Origin of the sequence: uncultured Sphingomonas sp., from assembly GCF_936927845.1 — a bacterium.
Taxonomy (GTDB): Bacteria; Pseudomonadota; Alphaproteobacteria; order Sphingomonadales; family Sphingomonadaceae; genus Sphingomonas.
This window is the reverse complement of record NZ_CAKZHV010000067.1, coordinates 78043-93015: the sequence shown is the minus strand read 5'-3', so window position 1 is coordinate 93015 and position 14973 is coordinate 78043. Positions and strand designations below refer to the sequence as shown.

Annotated in this window: 12 protein-coding genes and 1 tRNA gene; 7 read left to right on the top strand and 6 right to left on the bottom strand. The window is 69.3% G+C overall.

Annotated features, from left to right (window positions below; genetic code table 11):
* Positions 1-6 precede the first annotated feature (6 nt).
* Genes Q0579_RS15265 through Q0579_RS15255 form a run of 3 tightly spaced genes read right to left on the bottom strand, consistent with a single transcriptional unit; the run spans position 7 to position 3882 of the window.
* Entirely contained in the window at positions 7-1308 is a 1302-nt protein-coding gene (locus Q0579_RS15265) for a CitMHS family transporter (protein WP_298813895.1), read from the bottom strand.
* Positions 1309-1327: 19 nt separating this feature from the next.
* A complete protein-coding gene (locus Q0579_RS15260; RefSeq protein WP_298813893.1) occupies positions 1328-2827 on the bottom strand; it encodes a porin in 1500 nt (499 codons plus the stop codon).
* Positions 2824-3882 (bottom strand): extracellular solute-binding protein, encoded by a 1059-nt coding sequence (locus Q0579_RS15255; protein ID WP_298813891.1) that lies wholly within the window; start codon positions 3880-3882, stop codon positions 2824-2826. Before Q0579_RS15255 ends, Q0579_RS15260 begins: the two co-directional genes overlap by 4 nt.
* Positions 3883-4014: 132 nt before the next feature.
* Between Q0579_RS15255 and Q0579_RS15250 the strand changes: the two genes are divergently transcribed.
* Genes Q0579_RS15250 through Q0579_RS15235 form a run of 4 tightly spaced genes read left to right on the top strand, consistent with a single transcriptional unit; the run spans position 4015 to position 7471 of the window.
* Positions 4015-4680 carry a response regulator gene (locus tag Q0579_RS15250; RefSeq protein ID WP_298813889.1) on the top strand — a complete coding sequence of 222 codons (666 nt, stop codon included), beginning with the start codon at positions 4015-4017 and terminating at the stop codon, positions 4678-4680.
* Positions 4670-6085 (top strand): sensor histidine kinase, encoded by a 1416-nt coding sequence (locus Q0579_RS15245; RefSeq protein WP_298813887.1) that lies wholly within the window; start codon positions 4670-4672, stop codon positions 6083-6085. The genes Q0579_RS15250 and Q0579_RS15245 overlap by 11 nt, the downstream gene beginning before the upstream one ends.
* A gap of 56 nt (positions 6086-6141) precedes the next feature.
* Positions 6142-6690, top strand: coding sequence for a hypothetical protein (locus Q0579_RS15240; RefSeq protein ID WP_298813885.1), 549 nt, complete (start codon positions 6142-6144; stop codon positions 6688-6690).
* A 43-nt stretch (positions 6691-6733) separates the two neighbouring features.
* Positions 6734-7471: an SDR family oxidoreductase gene (locus tag Q0579_RS15235; protein WP_298813883.1), complete on the top strand. Its 738-nt coding sequence runs from the start codon at positions 6734-6736 to the stop codon at positions 7469-7471.
* Between the two features lie 28 nt (positions 7472-7499).
* Here the strand turns inward: Q0579_RS15235 and Q0579_RS15230 are convergent, their stop codons facing one another.
* Positions 7500-10448 carry a TonB-dependent receptor gene (locus tag Q0579_RS15230; protein WP_298813881.1) on the bottom strand — a complete coding sequence of 983 codons (2949 nt, stop codon included), beginning with the start codon at positions 10446-10448 and terminating at the stop codon, positions 7500-7502.
* Between the two features lie 136 nt (positions 10449-10584).
* Between Q0579_RS15230 and Q0579_RS15225 the strand changes: the two genes are divergently transcribed.
* The 3 genes from Q0579_RS15225 to Q0579_RS15215 are packed head-to-tail and all read left to right on the top strand — an operon-like array spanning position 10585 to position 13603.
* Positions 10585-11865, top strand: a complete 1281-nt coding sequence (locus tag Q0579_RS15225) for an extracellular solute-binding protein (RefSeq protein WP_298813879.1) — start codon at positions 10585-10587, stop codon at positions 11863-11865.
* Positions 11862-12743 (top strand): sugar ABC transporter permease, encoded by an 882-nt coding sequence (locus tag Q0579_RS15220; protein WP_298813877.1) that lies wholly within the window; start codon positions 11862-11864, stop codon positions 12741-12743. Before Q0579_RS15225 ends, Q0579_RS15220 begins: the two co-directional genes overlap by 4 nt.
* Positions 12734-13603 (top strand): carbohydrate ABC transporter permease, encoded by an 870-nt coding sequence (locus tag Q0579_RS15215; protein WP_298813875.1) that lies wholly within the window; start codon positions 12734-12736, stop codon positions 13601-13603. Before Q0579_RS15220 ends, Q0579_RS15215 begins: the two co-directional genes overlap by 10 nt.
* A gap of 6 nt (positions 13604-13609) precedes the next feature.
* Here Q0579_RS15215 and Q0579_RS15210 read toward each other — a convergent pair whose 3' ends face one another.
* On the bottom strand, positions 13610-14707 hold the full coding sequence (locus Q0579_RS15210; protein ID WP_298813873.1) for an ABC transporter ATP-binding protein: 1098 nt from the start codon (positions 14705-14707) through the stop codon (positions 13610-13612).
* A gap of 178 nt (positions 14708-14885) precedes the next feature.
* Positions 14886-14962: transfer RNA gene (locus Q0579_RS15205), tRNA-Pro, on the bottom strand.
* Positions 14963-14973 lie beyond the last annotated feature (11 nt).

The window sequence follows — 14973 nt, the reverse complement described above, 5'->3', positions numbered from 1 at the left end:
TCTCCCTCAGCCGACCAGCGGGAATGCGAGCACCAGCATGCCCGCAATGGTCATGACCAGGCAGACGAGCGCGGCGGGGATCAGCGTGAAGCGCTGGTGATCGGCCAAATCGATCCCGGCCAGGCTGACCAGCAGATAGGTTGACGGCACCAGCGGGCTGAGCAGGTGAACCGGTTGCCCCATCAACGACGCGCGCGCGATCGCCATCGGCGCGACGCCGTAATGCGCGCCGGCCTCCGCCAGGATCGGCAGCATCCCGAAGTAGAAGGCGTCGTTCGAGATGAAGAAGGTGAACGGCAGGCTGAGCGCGGCGGCGATCGGCGCCATGTACGGCCCGAGTGCTGGCGGAATGATGCCGACCACTTCCTTGCTCATCGCCTCCACCATGCCGGTGCCCGAGAGGATGCCGGTGAAGATGCCCGCGGCGAAGATCAGCGACACGACCGAGAGCACATTGCCGGCGTGCGCGGCGATCCGTTCCTTCTGCTCGGCGACCTGCGGATAGTTGACGATCATCGCGACCGCGAAGGCGAGCATCATCAGCACCGACAAGGGCAGGATGCCCGACACCAGCCCGGCGAGCAGCGCGATCGTCAGTGCGGCGTTGAACCAGCGCAGATGCGGGCGGCGCGCCTCGGGGAATTGCGACACTGCCATGCCGGTGAAGGTCGCGGGCTCGTTCGCCTGCACGTGCCCGATCCGCGCGCGCTCCTTGCGCCCGAACCAGATGGCTAGGCCGACCAAGAAGGCGAGCCCAGCGATCATGCCGGGGATCAGCGGCAGGAACAAGGTAGCGGGATCGAGCTTCAGCGCACTCGCCGCGCGCGCGGTCGGGCCGCCCCACGGTGTCAGGTTCATGATGCCGCTGGTCGTCATCAACAGGCAGCACAGGTACAGCCGGTTCATGTCGTAGCGCTTGTAGAGCGGCAGCAGCGCGGCGATCGTGATGATGTACGTCGTCGACCCATCACCATCCAGGCTGACCATCGCGCACAAGGCGACGGTGCCGATCAGGATCTTCATCGGGTCGCCGTGAACCAGCCGCAACAGGCGGTTGACCAGTGGATCGAACAGTCCGGTGTCGGTCATCGTCGAGAAGAACAGGATCGCGAACAACAGCATCACGCCGGTGGGCGCTAGGTTCTTGATCCCGTCGATCATCATGTCGCCGAGCCCGGCGGCGAAGCCGGCGATCAGCGCAAAGGCGGTGGGCACGACGATCAACGCGACCAGCGGGGTCATCCGCTTGGTCATGATCAGCGTCATGAAGGTGGCGACCATCAGGAAGCCGTACAGGGCAAGGTTCATGAAACGGGCTCCCGATGGATCAGAAGGTAACGGCGACGCGCGTGCTGACGGTCTGCCCGTCGTCGGCGCCGGTGACCGCGCCGGTGCGGTTGTCGGTGTTCCAGTGGATTGCGTTCAGCTGCAGCCGGACGAAGCTGTTGAGATACCAATTGGCGCCGATCGTCGCGGCCCAACCACGCCCGCCGGTGACGAGATCGGTGTAATCGAGGTCCTCGTAGCGCGCGGTCAGCTCGATGGCGCCCGGACCGCCGTCGAACACGGGCCTGAGCACGCGCGGCTGCCCGAAGCTGCCGAGCCGCGGGTTGTACGGCGGCAGGTCGCCGGTGACGAACCAGCCGCCCGACAGGCTCCACGCCTTGCTGACGAAATCGGGGCGACCGCCGTCGAGCCGCGCGTTGCGTCGCCCGGCCTCACCCATCACCCAGACGGGGCCAGCATAGCCGCCCAGCTCGGCGCCGTAGCCGGTGGTGCCGGTGCCGCCCAGCAGCGGACCGGTGGACACACGCAGCGCACCATTGAAGCGTCCGCCGATCACCGTGTTGCGCGTCAGCGTCGTCGCAGCGGAGGAAAGCGACTCGTCGAAGCCCCATAGCCCCAGATGGAGCACGCCCGTCTCAGTCTTGATCGTTCTCCAGTGCGCGCGCGCCAGGACCGTGCGGCTGTCGCTGACCGCCTGGTTGCCGTCGACGCGGTCGCCCGTGACCGTCAGCGAGGCGTGACCCGTCTTCCAGAACAAGCGCGGCATGATGCCGATGCCGTAAAAGCCGCGCTGCGGGATGATCGCGGTCGACACGGTGCTGCGCTCGAGGAACGGGGTCGAGTCCGATCCCGTCGAGCCCTCGAACGCGCGGTCGTTGAACAGGTGGCCGGCGCGCACGTCATAGTCGAGCCCGGGCGCGATGCGGTTGCGCCAGCCGATGAAGGCGGTGACGATGTCGACCTCGTTTTCGGAGAAGTCGGTCTCGAACTGGTAGAAGAAATGCGTGCCGACCCCGCCCTCGATGCCGAGGCGCAGCGCGCGCATGCCGGTGGTCGTGATGTTGCGCGTGTCGCTTTTCGAGCCAAAGGTCGAGCTGACGTCGGTCAGGATGCGCCCGCGTGGCTTGTAGGTGAACACACCGTCGGCCGAGTGGAACACCGGCAGCCCCGCGCCCCATTCGGTGGTCACGCCCGCCGCATTTGCCTCGCGCGCGCGCGCCACGTCGCGCTCGGCCGGGCCCGGCGGCACGAGCTGCGGCGCGTAGGGCGAGGTGACGTTGGGGCGGCCGCGTTGCGCGACCTGCACCGGAGGGATGGCCTGCGCCGGGGCCTGAGCCAGCGGCGGCGGGCTGGCCTGCGCCACATCGGTGCCGGTATTCGCATTCGCCTCCAGCCGGTCGAGCCGCGCCTTCAGCGTCGCGATCTCGGTCGCCTGCGCGCGTACCAGCGCTTCGAGATCGGCGGGTGCGGGGGTCTGCGCGAGCGCAGGGGTGGCGGCGACAAGCGCGACAAGCGCGCAGCCGCATCGATACGGATTCACTTCGGCGAGGCTCCTTGCGTGAGCATCGCGTTCCATTGGTCAAGGAAACGGCGACGCTTGATCGTGTCGAGATTGACGAGCAACTGCGGCCCGACGCGGATCGCGCGCACCCGCTCGGGCTCCATCCGCGGTGCACGCACGTCGCGGCGGACGGGCAGCAGCCATTCGCGCGCGAGCAACGTCTGCCCGGTGCGCGACAAGAGGAAATCGAGAAACAGCCGCGCGGCGGCGGGGTGCGCCGCGTCGCGCGCGACGAACGCCACGCGCGATGCGAAGATGGTGTAATCGTGCAGGAACGCGACCCCGATCCGGGGATCGCGCTTCGCCCGCGTCAGCGCGTACGGGCCGACGACGTTATAGGCGATCGCCGCGCGGCCTTGTGCGACCGCGTCGAGCATCGGGCTGGTCGTGGCGGCGAGCAGTGGGCGATTGGCGGTGATCGCCGCCAGCAGCGAGCGCGTGTCGCGCGTGATCGCATAATCTTCGGTCAGGTAGAGATAGCCGACATTGGAGCGTGCAGGGTCGTAGGTCGCGACGCGGGCACGGCGCGCGCGAACGAACGCTTCCAGCGCCTCGTGCGTGCGCGGCACCGCGGCGCGCGCGACCAGCGCCTTGTTGTAGACGATCGCGACCGGTTCGGCGGTGACGCCGTAGCCCATGTTCTTCCACACCGCGGTCGCGGGGAGCGCGGGCTTTTCCGGGCTCTGATAGGCTTGCGCGAAGCCGTCGTTAATGAGTTTCGCCTGCAGGTCCATCGCCGAGGACCAGACAAGGTCGGCCCCGGCGCGCCGCGCGGCGCGATCGGCCACGACGCGGCGGAACACGTCGCGCGATTCAAGGTCGCGGTAATCGACCGCGATGTCCGGGTAACGGCGGCGGAACGCGGCGATGACCGGCACCATCGCGGCGGCATCGGCATTGCCGTAGATGCGCACGCGGCCTTCGGTACGCGCGTCCGCGATCAGCGCATCATAGGATCGCGGGTAACCCGCGGGACGCTCCGCCCGCGCCGGCAGCGCGGCGGCGAACAGCAGCAGAACGATCAGGAAACGCATGCCAAAGCTCCTCTCGCTTCCCGGCTCTTCGTTCGGGTAAGCTCACCAGGTGATGCGCTACGCCGCCAACCTGTCACCAACCTTTCACGATTCCCGGCGCGTGCATCGCCCGCGGGGTGGAGCGAGCGCGCCATGCGCATCCTGATCGTCGAGGACGACGCGGCGCTCGCGCGCAGCCTGGTCGCGTTGCTGCGCGGGGCGGGGCACGCGGTCGACCATGTCGGCACGGGCGAGGACGCGTTGATGGTGACGCAGGGCGAGCCTTACGCGCTGGTCGTGCTCGACGTCGGGTTGCCGGGGCAAGACGGCTTCGCGGTGCTCCAGGCGCTCAGGCGGCGCGGCGAGCGTGTGCCGGTGTTGATGCTGACCGCGCGCGATGCGCTCGACGACCGCGTGCGCGGGCTGGACCTCGGAGCCGACGATTATCTGCGCAAGCCGTTCGCGCCCGAGGAGTTCGAGGCGCGTATCCGTGCGCTCGGCCGGCGGCGCGGCGGCGATCCCACCCCCGAACTGATCGTCGGCGCGCTGGTGCTCAACCGTTCGACCGCGGAGGCGCGGGTCGGCGACCGCGCGCTCGATCTGCGGCGGCGCGAATGGGCGGTGCTCGACACGCTGGCGACGCGCGCGGGACAGATCGTGACGCGCGAGACGCTGCAGGCCGAGGTGTTCGGGTTCGACGAGCCGGTCGGCCCCAACGCGATCGAGGTCAACATCACGCGGCTGCGCGGCAAGCTGTCGCCAGGTGGTCCGCAGATCCGCACGGTGCGGGGCGTCGGATATCTGCTGGATGCGGGCTGAGCGCGCGCACGCGGCGATGGCACTGCGCACGCGGCTGCTCGCCGCGATGCTTGGCCCGCTGCTCGTCATCGCGGTGCTGCTGGGCGGCGCGGGCGCGGCGCTGATCGGCGACGTCGTCACACGCAACAACGACCGCGTGCTGGGCGGCGCATTGGGCGCGATCGCGGAAACGGTCGAGGTCGAACGCGGCGAGGTGACGCTCGACCTGCCTGCCGCCGCGTTCGGGATGCTGGAGAACAGCGAACGTGATAACGTTTACTACCGCGTCGGCGTCGGCGACCGGTTGCTGACCGGCTATGCCGATCTGCCCCGTCCGCGCGCGGGCGAGCTCCAGATCGACACGCCGCGCTTCCGCTACGCGCGGTTTCGCGACCAGGACGTGCGGATCGCCGAGGTGCGGCGCGACCTGCCGCGCATCAACGCGCCCGTGATCGTGCAGGTGGCCGAGACGCTGGACGCGCGTACGGCGCTGCGCCACCGGTTGATCGCGGCGCTGCTGATCGGCGAGGCGGTGCTGGTCGGCGTCGCGATGCTGCTGATCCGTCCCGCGCTGGCGTGGAGCTTGCGACCGCTCGCGCGGCTGCGCGGGGCGGTGATGGTGCGCGACACCCGCGCGACCCCCGACCTGTCACCACTCGACACCGGACCGTTGCCCGCCGAGCTGCGCCCGCTCGCCGACGCGTTCAACAATCTGCTCGCCCGGCTCGATGCCGCAACCGCGGGGGTGCGCCGCTTCACCGCCGACGCGTCGCACCAGATGCGCACGCCCTTGTCGGTGCTGAAGGTTCAGGTCGCGCTCGCCAAGCGCGGCGACGCGCGCGCGCTGCCCGAGATCGCCGACGCGGCCGACCGGCTGGAGCATCTGGTCGCGCAACTGCTCGCGCTCGCGCGCGCGGAGGAGGCCGGCACCTCGCCCCCGCTCGAACCCGTCGACCTGCGCGCGCTGGCGGTGGTCGTCATCAATCGCCGCATCGCGCAGGCGATCGAGGCAGGTGTCGAGGTAACGCTGGACGCCGCCGAGGGCGACATCACGATCGCCAGCCACCGAACGTTGCTGTTCGAGATCGTATCCAACCTGCTCGACAATGCGATCCGCTACAATCGGCGCGGCGGCAGCGTCGCGCTGGTGATCGCGCGCGACGGCCAAGACACGCTCGTCTCGGTCGCCGACGACGGGCCCGGATTGCCCGAGGCCGAGCTGGCGCGCGCGGGCGAGCGTTTCGTCCGTTTGTCGACCAGCCGCGATCAGGAAGGCAGCGGGCTGGGCCTCGCGATCGTCCGATCGGCGGCACAGCGGCTGGGTGCCGCGCTCGAGCTGGTGAACACGCGGCCGGGGCTGCGCGTGACGCTGCGGTTCGCGGGTGCGGCGACGATTTTGCATCACCGGGAACCGCTGAACGGTTAGGCCCTTGTTAGTGACCCCGGCCGCGCTTCGCCGCCGATAGCGAAGAGCGCACGCCCATGCCCATTCCCGCCGCCGCGGCTTTCATCGTTGCACTGGCCCAGGGCGCGCCCGCGGCACCCGCGCCCGCTACCGTGCCGACCAGCGGCACGATCACGATCGCGTCGGTCACCGGCGTGGGGTTGACCGACCAGGCGCGACCCGTGTTCGAGGATGCGGTGCAGCGCGCGCTCGCCGCGCGCGGGTTCACGCTGCTGCGCGACGCGGGGCACGGCCGCTACGTCGCCGCGGTCACCGTCAATCGCCGATCGCGCGGCGTGGTCACCGCGGGCCGGGCGAGCGGCGGTCCGCCGGGCGTGAGCCTGAACGGCGGGCTGAGCGTCGGCTTGCCCGCGGGCGGCGCGCGGCTGGACGATCTGGTCGTAACCGAGCTGACGGTCAGCATCTCGACCCGCAGCGATGCACGGGTGGTGTGGTCGGGCGGGGCGGTGACCGCGCGCGTGTCAGGAACGCCCGGAGGCGGCGCGGCGCTGGTGGCGCAGACGCTCGCCAACGCCGCGATCGCGCAATTTCCGGCGCGCACGAGCGAGCCCGTCTCTGTTCCCTGATCCTCCTCGTGCGCTAGGTAGCGCGTCGATGGGGAGGGGCTGAGTGACCGCGTTGCGCAACAGAATAGCGCTGGTGACCGGGGCGAGCGGCGGGATCGGGGGCGCGATCGCGCGCAGCCTGGCGCAGGCGGGCGCGCACGTGCTGATCCAGGGCCGCGAGCAGGAGCGGTTGACCGCGCTGCACCGCCTGATCGTCGAGGCCGGCGGCTCGGCCGAGATGGTGCCGATCGACCTGACCGACGCGGACGCGGCGGCGCGGCTGCTCGGCGGGCGCGAGCGGATCGATATTCTGGTCAACAATGCCGGTGCGCGCGACCGGCGCGCGGCGCACGAGCTCGACCGCGCGGCGGTGCGCCGCGTGCTGGAGGTCAACCTTGTCGCGCCGTTCGACCTGGCGCGCGCGGTCGCCGCGCGCATGCCGGCGGGCGGGCGGATCATCAACGTGTCGTCGATCGCCGGGCAGATCGCGCGCGCGGGCGACGCCGCCTATACCATGAGCAAGGGCGGCGTGGACGCGATGACGCGCGCGCTCGCCGCCGAGCTCGGCCCTGCGGGCATCACCGTGAACGCGGTCGCCCCCGGCTTCATCGCGACCGAGGCCAATGCCGCGATGCTGGATGATGCCGCGATCGACGCGCATCTCGCGCGGCGCACCTCGCTTGGCCGCTGGGGCCGCGCCGAGGAGGTCGCCGCCGCCGTGCTGTTCTTCGCCAGCCCTGCCGCGTCCTATGTGACGGGGCAGGTGCTGAGCGTCGACGGCGGCTATCTCGCGCACTTCTGACCGGCGGCGGGCTCCATCGCCGGTTCGGCTAGCGCTCGCCCAGCCGCACCTTCGCGCCGGCGTAGAAGTAGCGGCCGACGGGTGAGATCGGAACGTTGGTCTGGAACCCGATGTCGGGTTTCTGATCAGCGAGGTTGTTGACCCCGGCGTAGAAGGAGAAGCCGTCGTCGACCGCGATCTGCGCCTGGACGTCGTGCTGCCACAACTCCTTGTAGCGGAAAAAGCGCGGGTCGACGTAGCTGGGGTTGTTGTCAGTCTCGAACCGGCTGAAGCGGCGGACGCCGTCCTGCCAGCGCAGATTGTAGCTGAGCGTCAGCGGGCCGTTGATCCACGTCGGCGAGAAGGTCGCGTTCCAGCGCGGGCGGAAGATCTGGTCGACGTTGTTCTCAACCTGCGCGCCCGGCGTCGCGACCTGTTCGAGCTTGTCGAGATAGCCGCCGACCAGGCGGAGGTCGAACGTGCCCGCGCGCGCGGTGGTGAAGCGGTAGGCGACGTTCAGTTCGGCACCCGCGGTGCGGAACGCCGAGACGTTTGCCGGACGGATCGTGTAACCGTTGATGTAGCCGCTGCCCTGCCGCCGCGAAATCTGCGCGCAGAACGGATTGTCGAGCGTCGGCTGATCGACGCACAGTTCGGCGATGCTGTTGGCAGCGCCACCGTCGGGGTTGTTGATCGCGCCGCGCAGGTTGATGTTGTACCAGTCGACCGCGATCGACAGCCCGGGCACGAAGTCCGGACGCAGCACGACGCCCGCCGTCCAGGTGCGCGCGACCTCCGCTGCCAGATCGGGATTGCCCGACACCGAGCCGGGGATGAAGATGTTGGCGTCGGGGTTGTTCTGCGCGGTGAAGGTCGCGGGATTGCCGCCGAGGCCGTTGATCAGTGCGACGCAATTGGCGGCGCGCGACGCGCTGCCCGCGTTGCGGTTGCCGACGTAGCACGGGTCGGAGAAGAACGCGCTCGACCCCGTGCTCGGGCGGAACAGCTCGCCGATGTTGGGCGCGCGCACCGAACGGCCGTAGGAGCCACGAAAGCTGATCGCCGCGATTGGCGCCCAGATGCCGTTGAACTGGTACGCGCGGGTCGAGCCGACCGTCGAGTAATCGGAATAGCGCCCCGCCGCGCCGACCGACAGCAGGTGAAAGAACGGCCGGTCCTTGACCAGCGGGGCGTTCAGCTCGCCGAAGGCTTCCCACACGTCGAACTTGCCCGACGAGGGCGTCGGGATGATGTATTCGTCATATTGGTAGAATTGGTTGTCGACGAGCGCCTGCGCGGGCGAGAAGCGGCTCGTCTCGCGGCGATATTCGCCGCCCGCCGCGAAGGCGACCGGGCCGCCGGGCAGTTCGAAGAACTGGCCGAAGTCGCCGGTCAGCGAGGCGTTGACGACGTTCTGCGTGATCCGCGCGTTGCTCTGCGGGTTGCTCAGGTAATAATCGAACGAGGCCGGGTCGACGGTGTCGCCGCCGAAGGTGTTGACCGGCACGCAGCCCGCCGCGCGCGCGCTCGCCGATCGGCAGACGATCGTGCCGTTCGGCCCACGCACCGCGTCGAGCGCTTCGAGGAAGCGGGTGTTGAGGCGGTCGTTCAGCTTGGTCGCGCGGACGTCGGTCTGGCCGTAGGTGTAATAAACGTCGTAGTTGGCGTGATCGCTGATCCGTCCCGCGACGTCGATCACGCCGCGATAGGTGCGGCGGCGATCGGTCTCGCCGCGGCGCGGAATGTCGAAATTGTTGCGGTTGACGTCGACCGAGGTCAGACCGGCGCCGAGCGCGGCATTCAGGATGCTCGCCGGGATGTACGGATTGTCGAGCGCGATCGTTGCGGGGTAATTGCCGCCGTAACCGCTGAAGCTGGTGACGGTCGACTGGACGAACTTGCCCTCCAGGCTGATCTTGAACGCGTCCGACGCATCGTAATGCGCGAGCGCGTTGACCGCGTGGCGGCGGGTGCGCGGGTAGATGTCGCCGATATAACCAGCGACCGGGGTGTCGTCGCCGCCGATCGTGTAACCGTCGTTGGCGAGGAAGCGCCCCGGCGTGTAGATCGCGCCGTCGCCGCGGAACGTCTGGTCACCAATGTACACGATGCCCTGGTTCGAGCTGTACGGGTAACGCAGGTCGCCGACCGGCCCCTTCTGGTAACTGCCCGCGCGGGTCGGATCATAGCCGTCGACGTTAACGAAATACTGCCGCTTGCCCTGCGCCAGGTAATCGCGGTCGTCGTTGGCGAGCGGCTGGTCGGCGTTATATTCGTACGCGAGCGTCAGATTGCCGCGGCCGTCGGCGAAGTTGCGCCCCGCGACCAGCGAGGCGAAGCGGTTGGCGGCGTCGCCGCGCTCCGACACGCCGAATTGCGAGCGTGCGGCCACGCCGTCGAAGTCGCGGCGCATGACAAAATTGACCACGCCCGAGACGCCGTCGGCACCGTAGACTGCGGAGGCCGCGCCCGTCAGCACGTCGACGCGCTCGATCAGGTCGACAGGGATGGCGTTGATGTCGACCGCGGCGGTGTCGGGCTGGCCTGCGACGTGGCGGCGTCCGTTGACGAGCACCAGGGTGCGCGTCGGCCCGAGCCCGCGCAGGTCGAGCAGGTTGAGCCCGACCTGGCCGAAGCTGCCGTCCGACTGGTTGCTGCCCGCGGTACGGGTGTTGTCGAGCGAGTTGGTGAGCGCGGGCACGCGTTGCAGGAACGCGGTGACGTTGGTGTTGCCCGACTGTTCGAGTGCGGCGGCGCCGAACGACACGATCGGGGTCGGCGCCTCGTAATCGGGGCGACGGATGCGCGAGCCGGTGACGACGATGTCGCCGCTCCCGGCCGGCTCCGCGCCGGGCACTGGATCGGCCGCGGGTGTCGGCTCGGCGGTGGATTGCGCTACAACGGGCGCGTCGCTTGGCGGAACGGCCTGCGCGTGCGCGAGCGGCGACACGAAAAGCGCCGCGCCGGAAAGCCAGCGGCAGCGGTGGAAACGCGACATGGTATTCTCCCTGTTGCCTCGTGGGCGTGCGCCGGCTTGTCCCCTGCCGACGTGTTACACTGATCTTACGACGGTCGGCCCTAAGAAAACATAGATTAATTTCGCCGCCGGGTGGTGCGCGGCCGGGCGATGCGTCATGGTCGCGACGATGGGGCAAGGGACCGGATGGACGCGGCGTGCCGCGCTTGAGCTGATCCCCGCGCTCGGCCTCGCGGGATGCGCCGGCCGCGGCGTCGACACGAGCACCGCCGCCCCGCTCAGCATGTGGGCGATGAGCTGGGAAGGCGATTATTCGCCCTTCCTCATGCCGCCGTTCACCGCGCGGACCGGGATCGAGGTCGACGTGCAGTCGCTGCCGACGACCGCCAGCCACGAGAAATTGCTGACCGCCTTTGCCGGCGGCGCGATGCCCGACGTGCTGATGCTGTTCAACACCTGGATAAAGGAATTCGCGACGATCGGCGCGCTCGCGCCGGTCACGGCCGCGCCGCTGGTGGCGGACGTGTTCCCCGCGCTGCGTGCGTCGACGCGGGTGGGCGCGCACGATTACGCCGTACCCTGGTCGGTCGCGCCGCAGGTGCAATTCTACCGCCGCGACATTCTGGCGGAGGCGGGGTACGACGCGCCGCCCGAGGACTGGGCCGGGTGGCGGGCGATGGCGCGCGCGATCAAGCGGCGGCGGCCCGACGATTACGTGTTCCTGATGCTGCTCAACTGGCCGACCGCGCTCGTCACGATGTTGTCGCAGGCGGGCGCGGCGATGCTGCGCGATCACGACACGCGCGGCGATTTCCAGACGCCCGAGGCGCGCGAGGCGTTCGCTTATTACGTCTCGCTCTACACCGACGGTTACGCGCCGATGGTGCTGTCGACCGAGATGCAGGACCCGGTCGCCGCGTTCGCGACCGGTTACTGCTCGGTCTGGCCGAGCGGACCGCCGACGCTGAAGGACTTCGCGCGGCGTGCCGACCTGATCCCGGCCGATAAATGGGGCACCGCGCGGCTGCCGGGCCCGAACGGTCATGGCGCAGTATCGGGGTTGAGCGCGAGCCTGTGCGTATCGACGCAGACCAGGCGCCCGCACGAGGCCTGGGCGCTGGTGCGCCACCTGACCTCGATCGAAAGCGAGCTCGACTATCAGCGCCTGATCGGCAATTTGCCCGCGCGCACCGATGCCTGGGGCGCGCCGCAACTCGCGTTGCCGGTGCTGCAACCTTTTGCCGAACAGACGCGCGCGCTGTCGGTGACCCCCAACGTCATCGAATGGGAGCGCATCCAGATCGAGATCCAGTCGGCGGCGGAGCGCGTGATCCGCGGCGTGCAGACGCTCGACGCGGCACTCGCCGCGCTCGACGAGCGGGTCGACCGCCTGCTCGCCAAGCGACGCGCGCTGCTCAATCGGGGGGTGATCGCGTGACGCGGCAGGAACGCGCCGGCTGGCTGTTCGCCGCCCCCGTGCTCGCGATCATCGCGCTGGTGTTCGTGCTGCCGACCGCGCTGGCCTTGTGCCTGTCGGTCACTGATTATTCGATCTACGCGCTCGCCGACTGGTCCAACCTGCGCTTCGTAGGGCTGGGCAATTTCACCGACCTGCTCTCGACCCCGCTGTTCTGGCGCGCGCTTGCCAACACGCTGATCTTCGCCGGGCTGGGCGTGCCGATGGCGATCGGCACGTCGCTGTTCGTGGCGCTGCTGCTCAACGACGCGACCGTCCGGTGGAAGCCGTTGTGGCGCGTGCTGCTGTTCGCGCCCTATGTCACCAGCATCGTCGCGACCGCGGTGGTGTGGCGGTTCCTGTTCAATCAGCGCTTCGGGCTGATCAATCGCGCGCTGGGGGCGATCGGCGTTGCGCCGGTCGACTGGCTCGGTAACCCGCATTTGTCGATCCCCGCGATCCTGATCTTCGTCACGTGGAAGGTGTTCGGCTACAACATGATCGTCTTCACCGCCGCGCTCGCCGCGGTGCCGCAGGACCTGATGGAGGCGGCGCGGCTCGACGGCGCGTCGCGCTGGACTCGGTTCCGTCACGTGACGCTGCCCGCGATCGGCCCGACGCTGCTGCTGGCGACGGTGATGAGCGTCGCGGGGTTCCTGCAAATCTTCGCCGAGCCATACGTGATGACGATGGGCGGACCCGCGCAGAGCACCACCACGCTGCTTTATTTTATGTTCGACGAAGGCTTCAAATGGTGGAACCTGGGGCAGGCGAGCGCGGTCGCGTTCGTGCTGTTCGTGATGACGCTGGCGGTCACCGTCGTGCAGACCCGGCTGGGACGGCGACGCGAATGGCTGTGACGGGGCGGATGGCTGTGACGCGGCTGCGCCCGTACCTCGCGACCGCGGCGGTCGCGCTGCTGACCACGCTGACGGTGCTGCCGCTCGCGTATATGGTGATCGTGTCGTTCATGCCGCGCGGTGAATCGACGACGCTGCCGACCCCGCTGTGGCCGTCGCGCTGGAGCATCGAGAATTATTACGAGCTGCTCGTCCGGCGGCAGTTCGACGGCGCGTGGTTCGATTACCGCATCTTCCCCGCGCTGCTGAACAGCCTGCTGGTCGCCGCGATCTCGACCCTGCTCGGGCTCGTGCTGACGGTGCCGGCGGGATATGCGTTCGCCAAGCTGCGCTTTCGCGGACGCGCGCGGTTGCTGCAGATGCTGGTCGCCGCATTGGTGGTGCCGGGACAGGTCGCGATGCTGCCCCTGTTCCTGATCTTCAAGGAGTTGGGGCTGGTCAACAGCTACGCCGGGGTGATCCTGCCGAGCTTGGCGGGCATTTTCGCGGTGTTGTTCGTGCGGCAGGCGACGCTCGCCATCCCCGACGAGATGATCGACGCCGCGCGGATCGACGGGGCGAGCGAGCTGCGCATTTTCGCGCAGATCGTGCTGCCGCTGCTCACCCCCGTCGTCGTCACGCTGGCGGTGTTCATGTTTCTGGGAAGCTGGAACGATTTCCTGTGGCCGCTGATCGTGCTGGTCGACCAGCATCTCTACACGCTGCCGGTCGCGGTCGCCGCGATCGCGCGCGAACATGCCGCCGACGGCGAGCTGATGATGGCCGCCGCGGTGGTGACGACGATGCCGGTGCTGCTGCTGTTCCTGGCGCTCCAGCGTTATTACCTGACCGGGCTGCTGGGCGGCAGCGTGAAGGGGTAAAGGGGTTCAGGGGGTAGACGGGTTTAGGGGATAAGCGCGGCCGTCGGGCGCGAACAGGTGGGTGTTGGCGGGATCGACCGCGAAGCGCAGCGTCTCGCCCAGCGTGACCGCGCGCTCGCCGGGCAATTGCGCGACCAGCGTATCCGCCGCACCTCCCGCGCCCAGATGCGCGAACGACAGCGGGCCGAGCCGCTCGAACAGCTCGACGGCGCCAACGAAGGGTCCGTCGTCGGCGGTGAACAGATGCTCGGGCCGGACGCCGAGCGTGGCGGGCGCGCCGATCGCCGATGGGGGCACCGCCGCCGCGGTTCTGACCAGCGCGCCGTCGGGTAGCCGCACGACCGTGCCCGCGTCGTCGCGCGCGCCGATCGTCACCGCGACGAAGTTCATCCCCGGCGAGCCGATCGCGGTCGCCACCGCGAGCGTCGCGGGGCGGCGATACACGTCGAGCGGCGCGCCCACCTGCTCGATCCGCCCCGCGCTCATCACCGCGATACGGTTGGCGAGCGTCATCGCCTCGAGCTGGTCGTGCGTCACGTAGATCATCGTGCTGCCGAGCTGCTGGTGCAGCCGCGCGAATTCGTGCCGCATCCGTGCGCGCAGCGCGGTGTCGAGGTTCGACAAGGGTTCGTCGAGCAGCAGCACGCGCGGGTTGCGCACGATCGCGCGCGCGATCGACACGCGCTGGCGCTGGCCGCCCGACAGCGCGCGCGGGCGCCGATCGAGCAAGGCGCCCAGGTCGAGCATCGCGGCGACCGCCGCCACGCGCTCGGCGATCTCGCGCTTGGGGACGCCCGCAACCTTCAAGGGAAAGGCGATGTTCTGCGCGATCGAGAGGTGCGGGTAGAGCGCGTAGGATTGAAACACCATCGCGACGCCGCGGTGGGAGGGTGTCGCATGCGTGACGTCGCGCCCGGCGATCGAGACCGATCCCGCGCTCGGCTCCTCCAGCCCCGCGATCATCCGCAACAGCGTCGACTTGCCGCATCCCGACGGCCCGACGAGGACCAGGAACTCGCCCTCCTCGATGCGCAGATCGGTCGGGTGCAGGACGACCGCGTCGCCGAATCGCTTGCTCAAACCGGCAATGTCGACAGCGCTCAATCCCGATCCCCTCCATCGCCTGCGCGCGCACGCGCGGCCCGCTTCGCCGCTATTCCTTAGGGCAGGGGACGGGTGTTGTCTCGGCCTGGCATGCGGGCAGGGCCGCTTGCGACGGAACGATCAGGCTTGCGCGCGATGCGAGGCCACGCGCACCCGGCTTATCGCAGCATGATGAAATTGGTCGGGGAAAGAGGATTCGAACCTCCGGCCCCTGCCTCCCGAAGGCAGTGCTCTACCAGGCTGAGCTATTCCCCGACCATGTGCCG

What these genes read in the sequence shown, in the direction of transcription:
- Q0579_RS15240 (WP_298813885.1), top strand. Translation starts at nt 6,142, where the DNA reads ATGCCCATTCCCGCCGCCGCGGCTTTCATCGTTGCACTGGCCCAGGGC.
- Q0579_RS15250 (WP_298813889.1), top strand. Translation starts at nt 4,015, where the DNA reads ATGCGCATCCTGATCGTCGAGGACGACGCGGCGCTCGCGCGCAGCCTG.
- Q0579_RS15245 (WP_298813887.1), top strand. Translation starts at nt 4,670, where the DNA reads ATGCGGGCTGAGCGCGCGCACGCGGCGATGGCACTGCGCACGCGGCTG.
- Q0579_RS15230 (WP_298813881.1), bottom strand. Translation starts at nt 10,448, where the DNA reads ATGTCGCGTTTCCACCGCTGCCGCTGGCTTTCCGGCGCGGCGCTTTTC.
- Q0579_RS15265 (WP_298813895.1), bottom strand. Translation starts at nt 1,308, where the DNA reads ATGAACCTTGCCCTGTACGGCTTCCTGATGGTCGCCACCTTCATGACG.
- Q0579_RS15255 (WP_298813891.1), bottom strand. Translation starts at nt 3,882, where the DNA reads ATGCGTTTCCTGATCGTTCTGCTGCTGTTCGCCGCCGCGCTGCCGGCG.
- Q0579_RS15215 (WP_298813875.1), top strand. Translation starts at nt 12,734, where the DNA reads ATGGCTGTGACGGGGCGGATGGCTGTGACGCGGCTGCGCCCGTACCTC.
- Q0579_RS15225 (WP_298813879.1), top strand. Translation starts at nt 10,585, where the DNA reads ATGGTCGCGACGATGGGGCAAGGGACCGGATGGACGCGGCGTGCCGCG.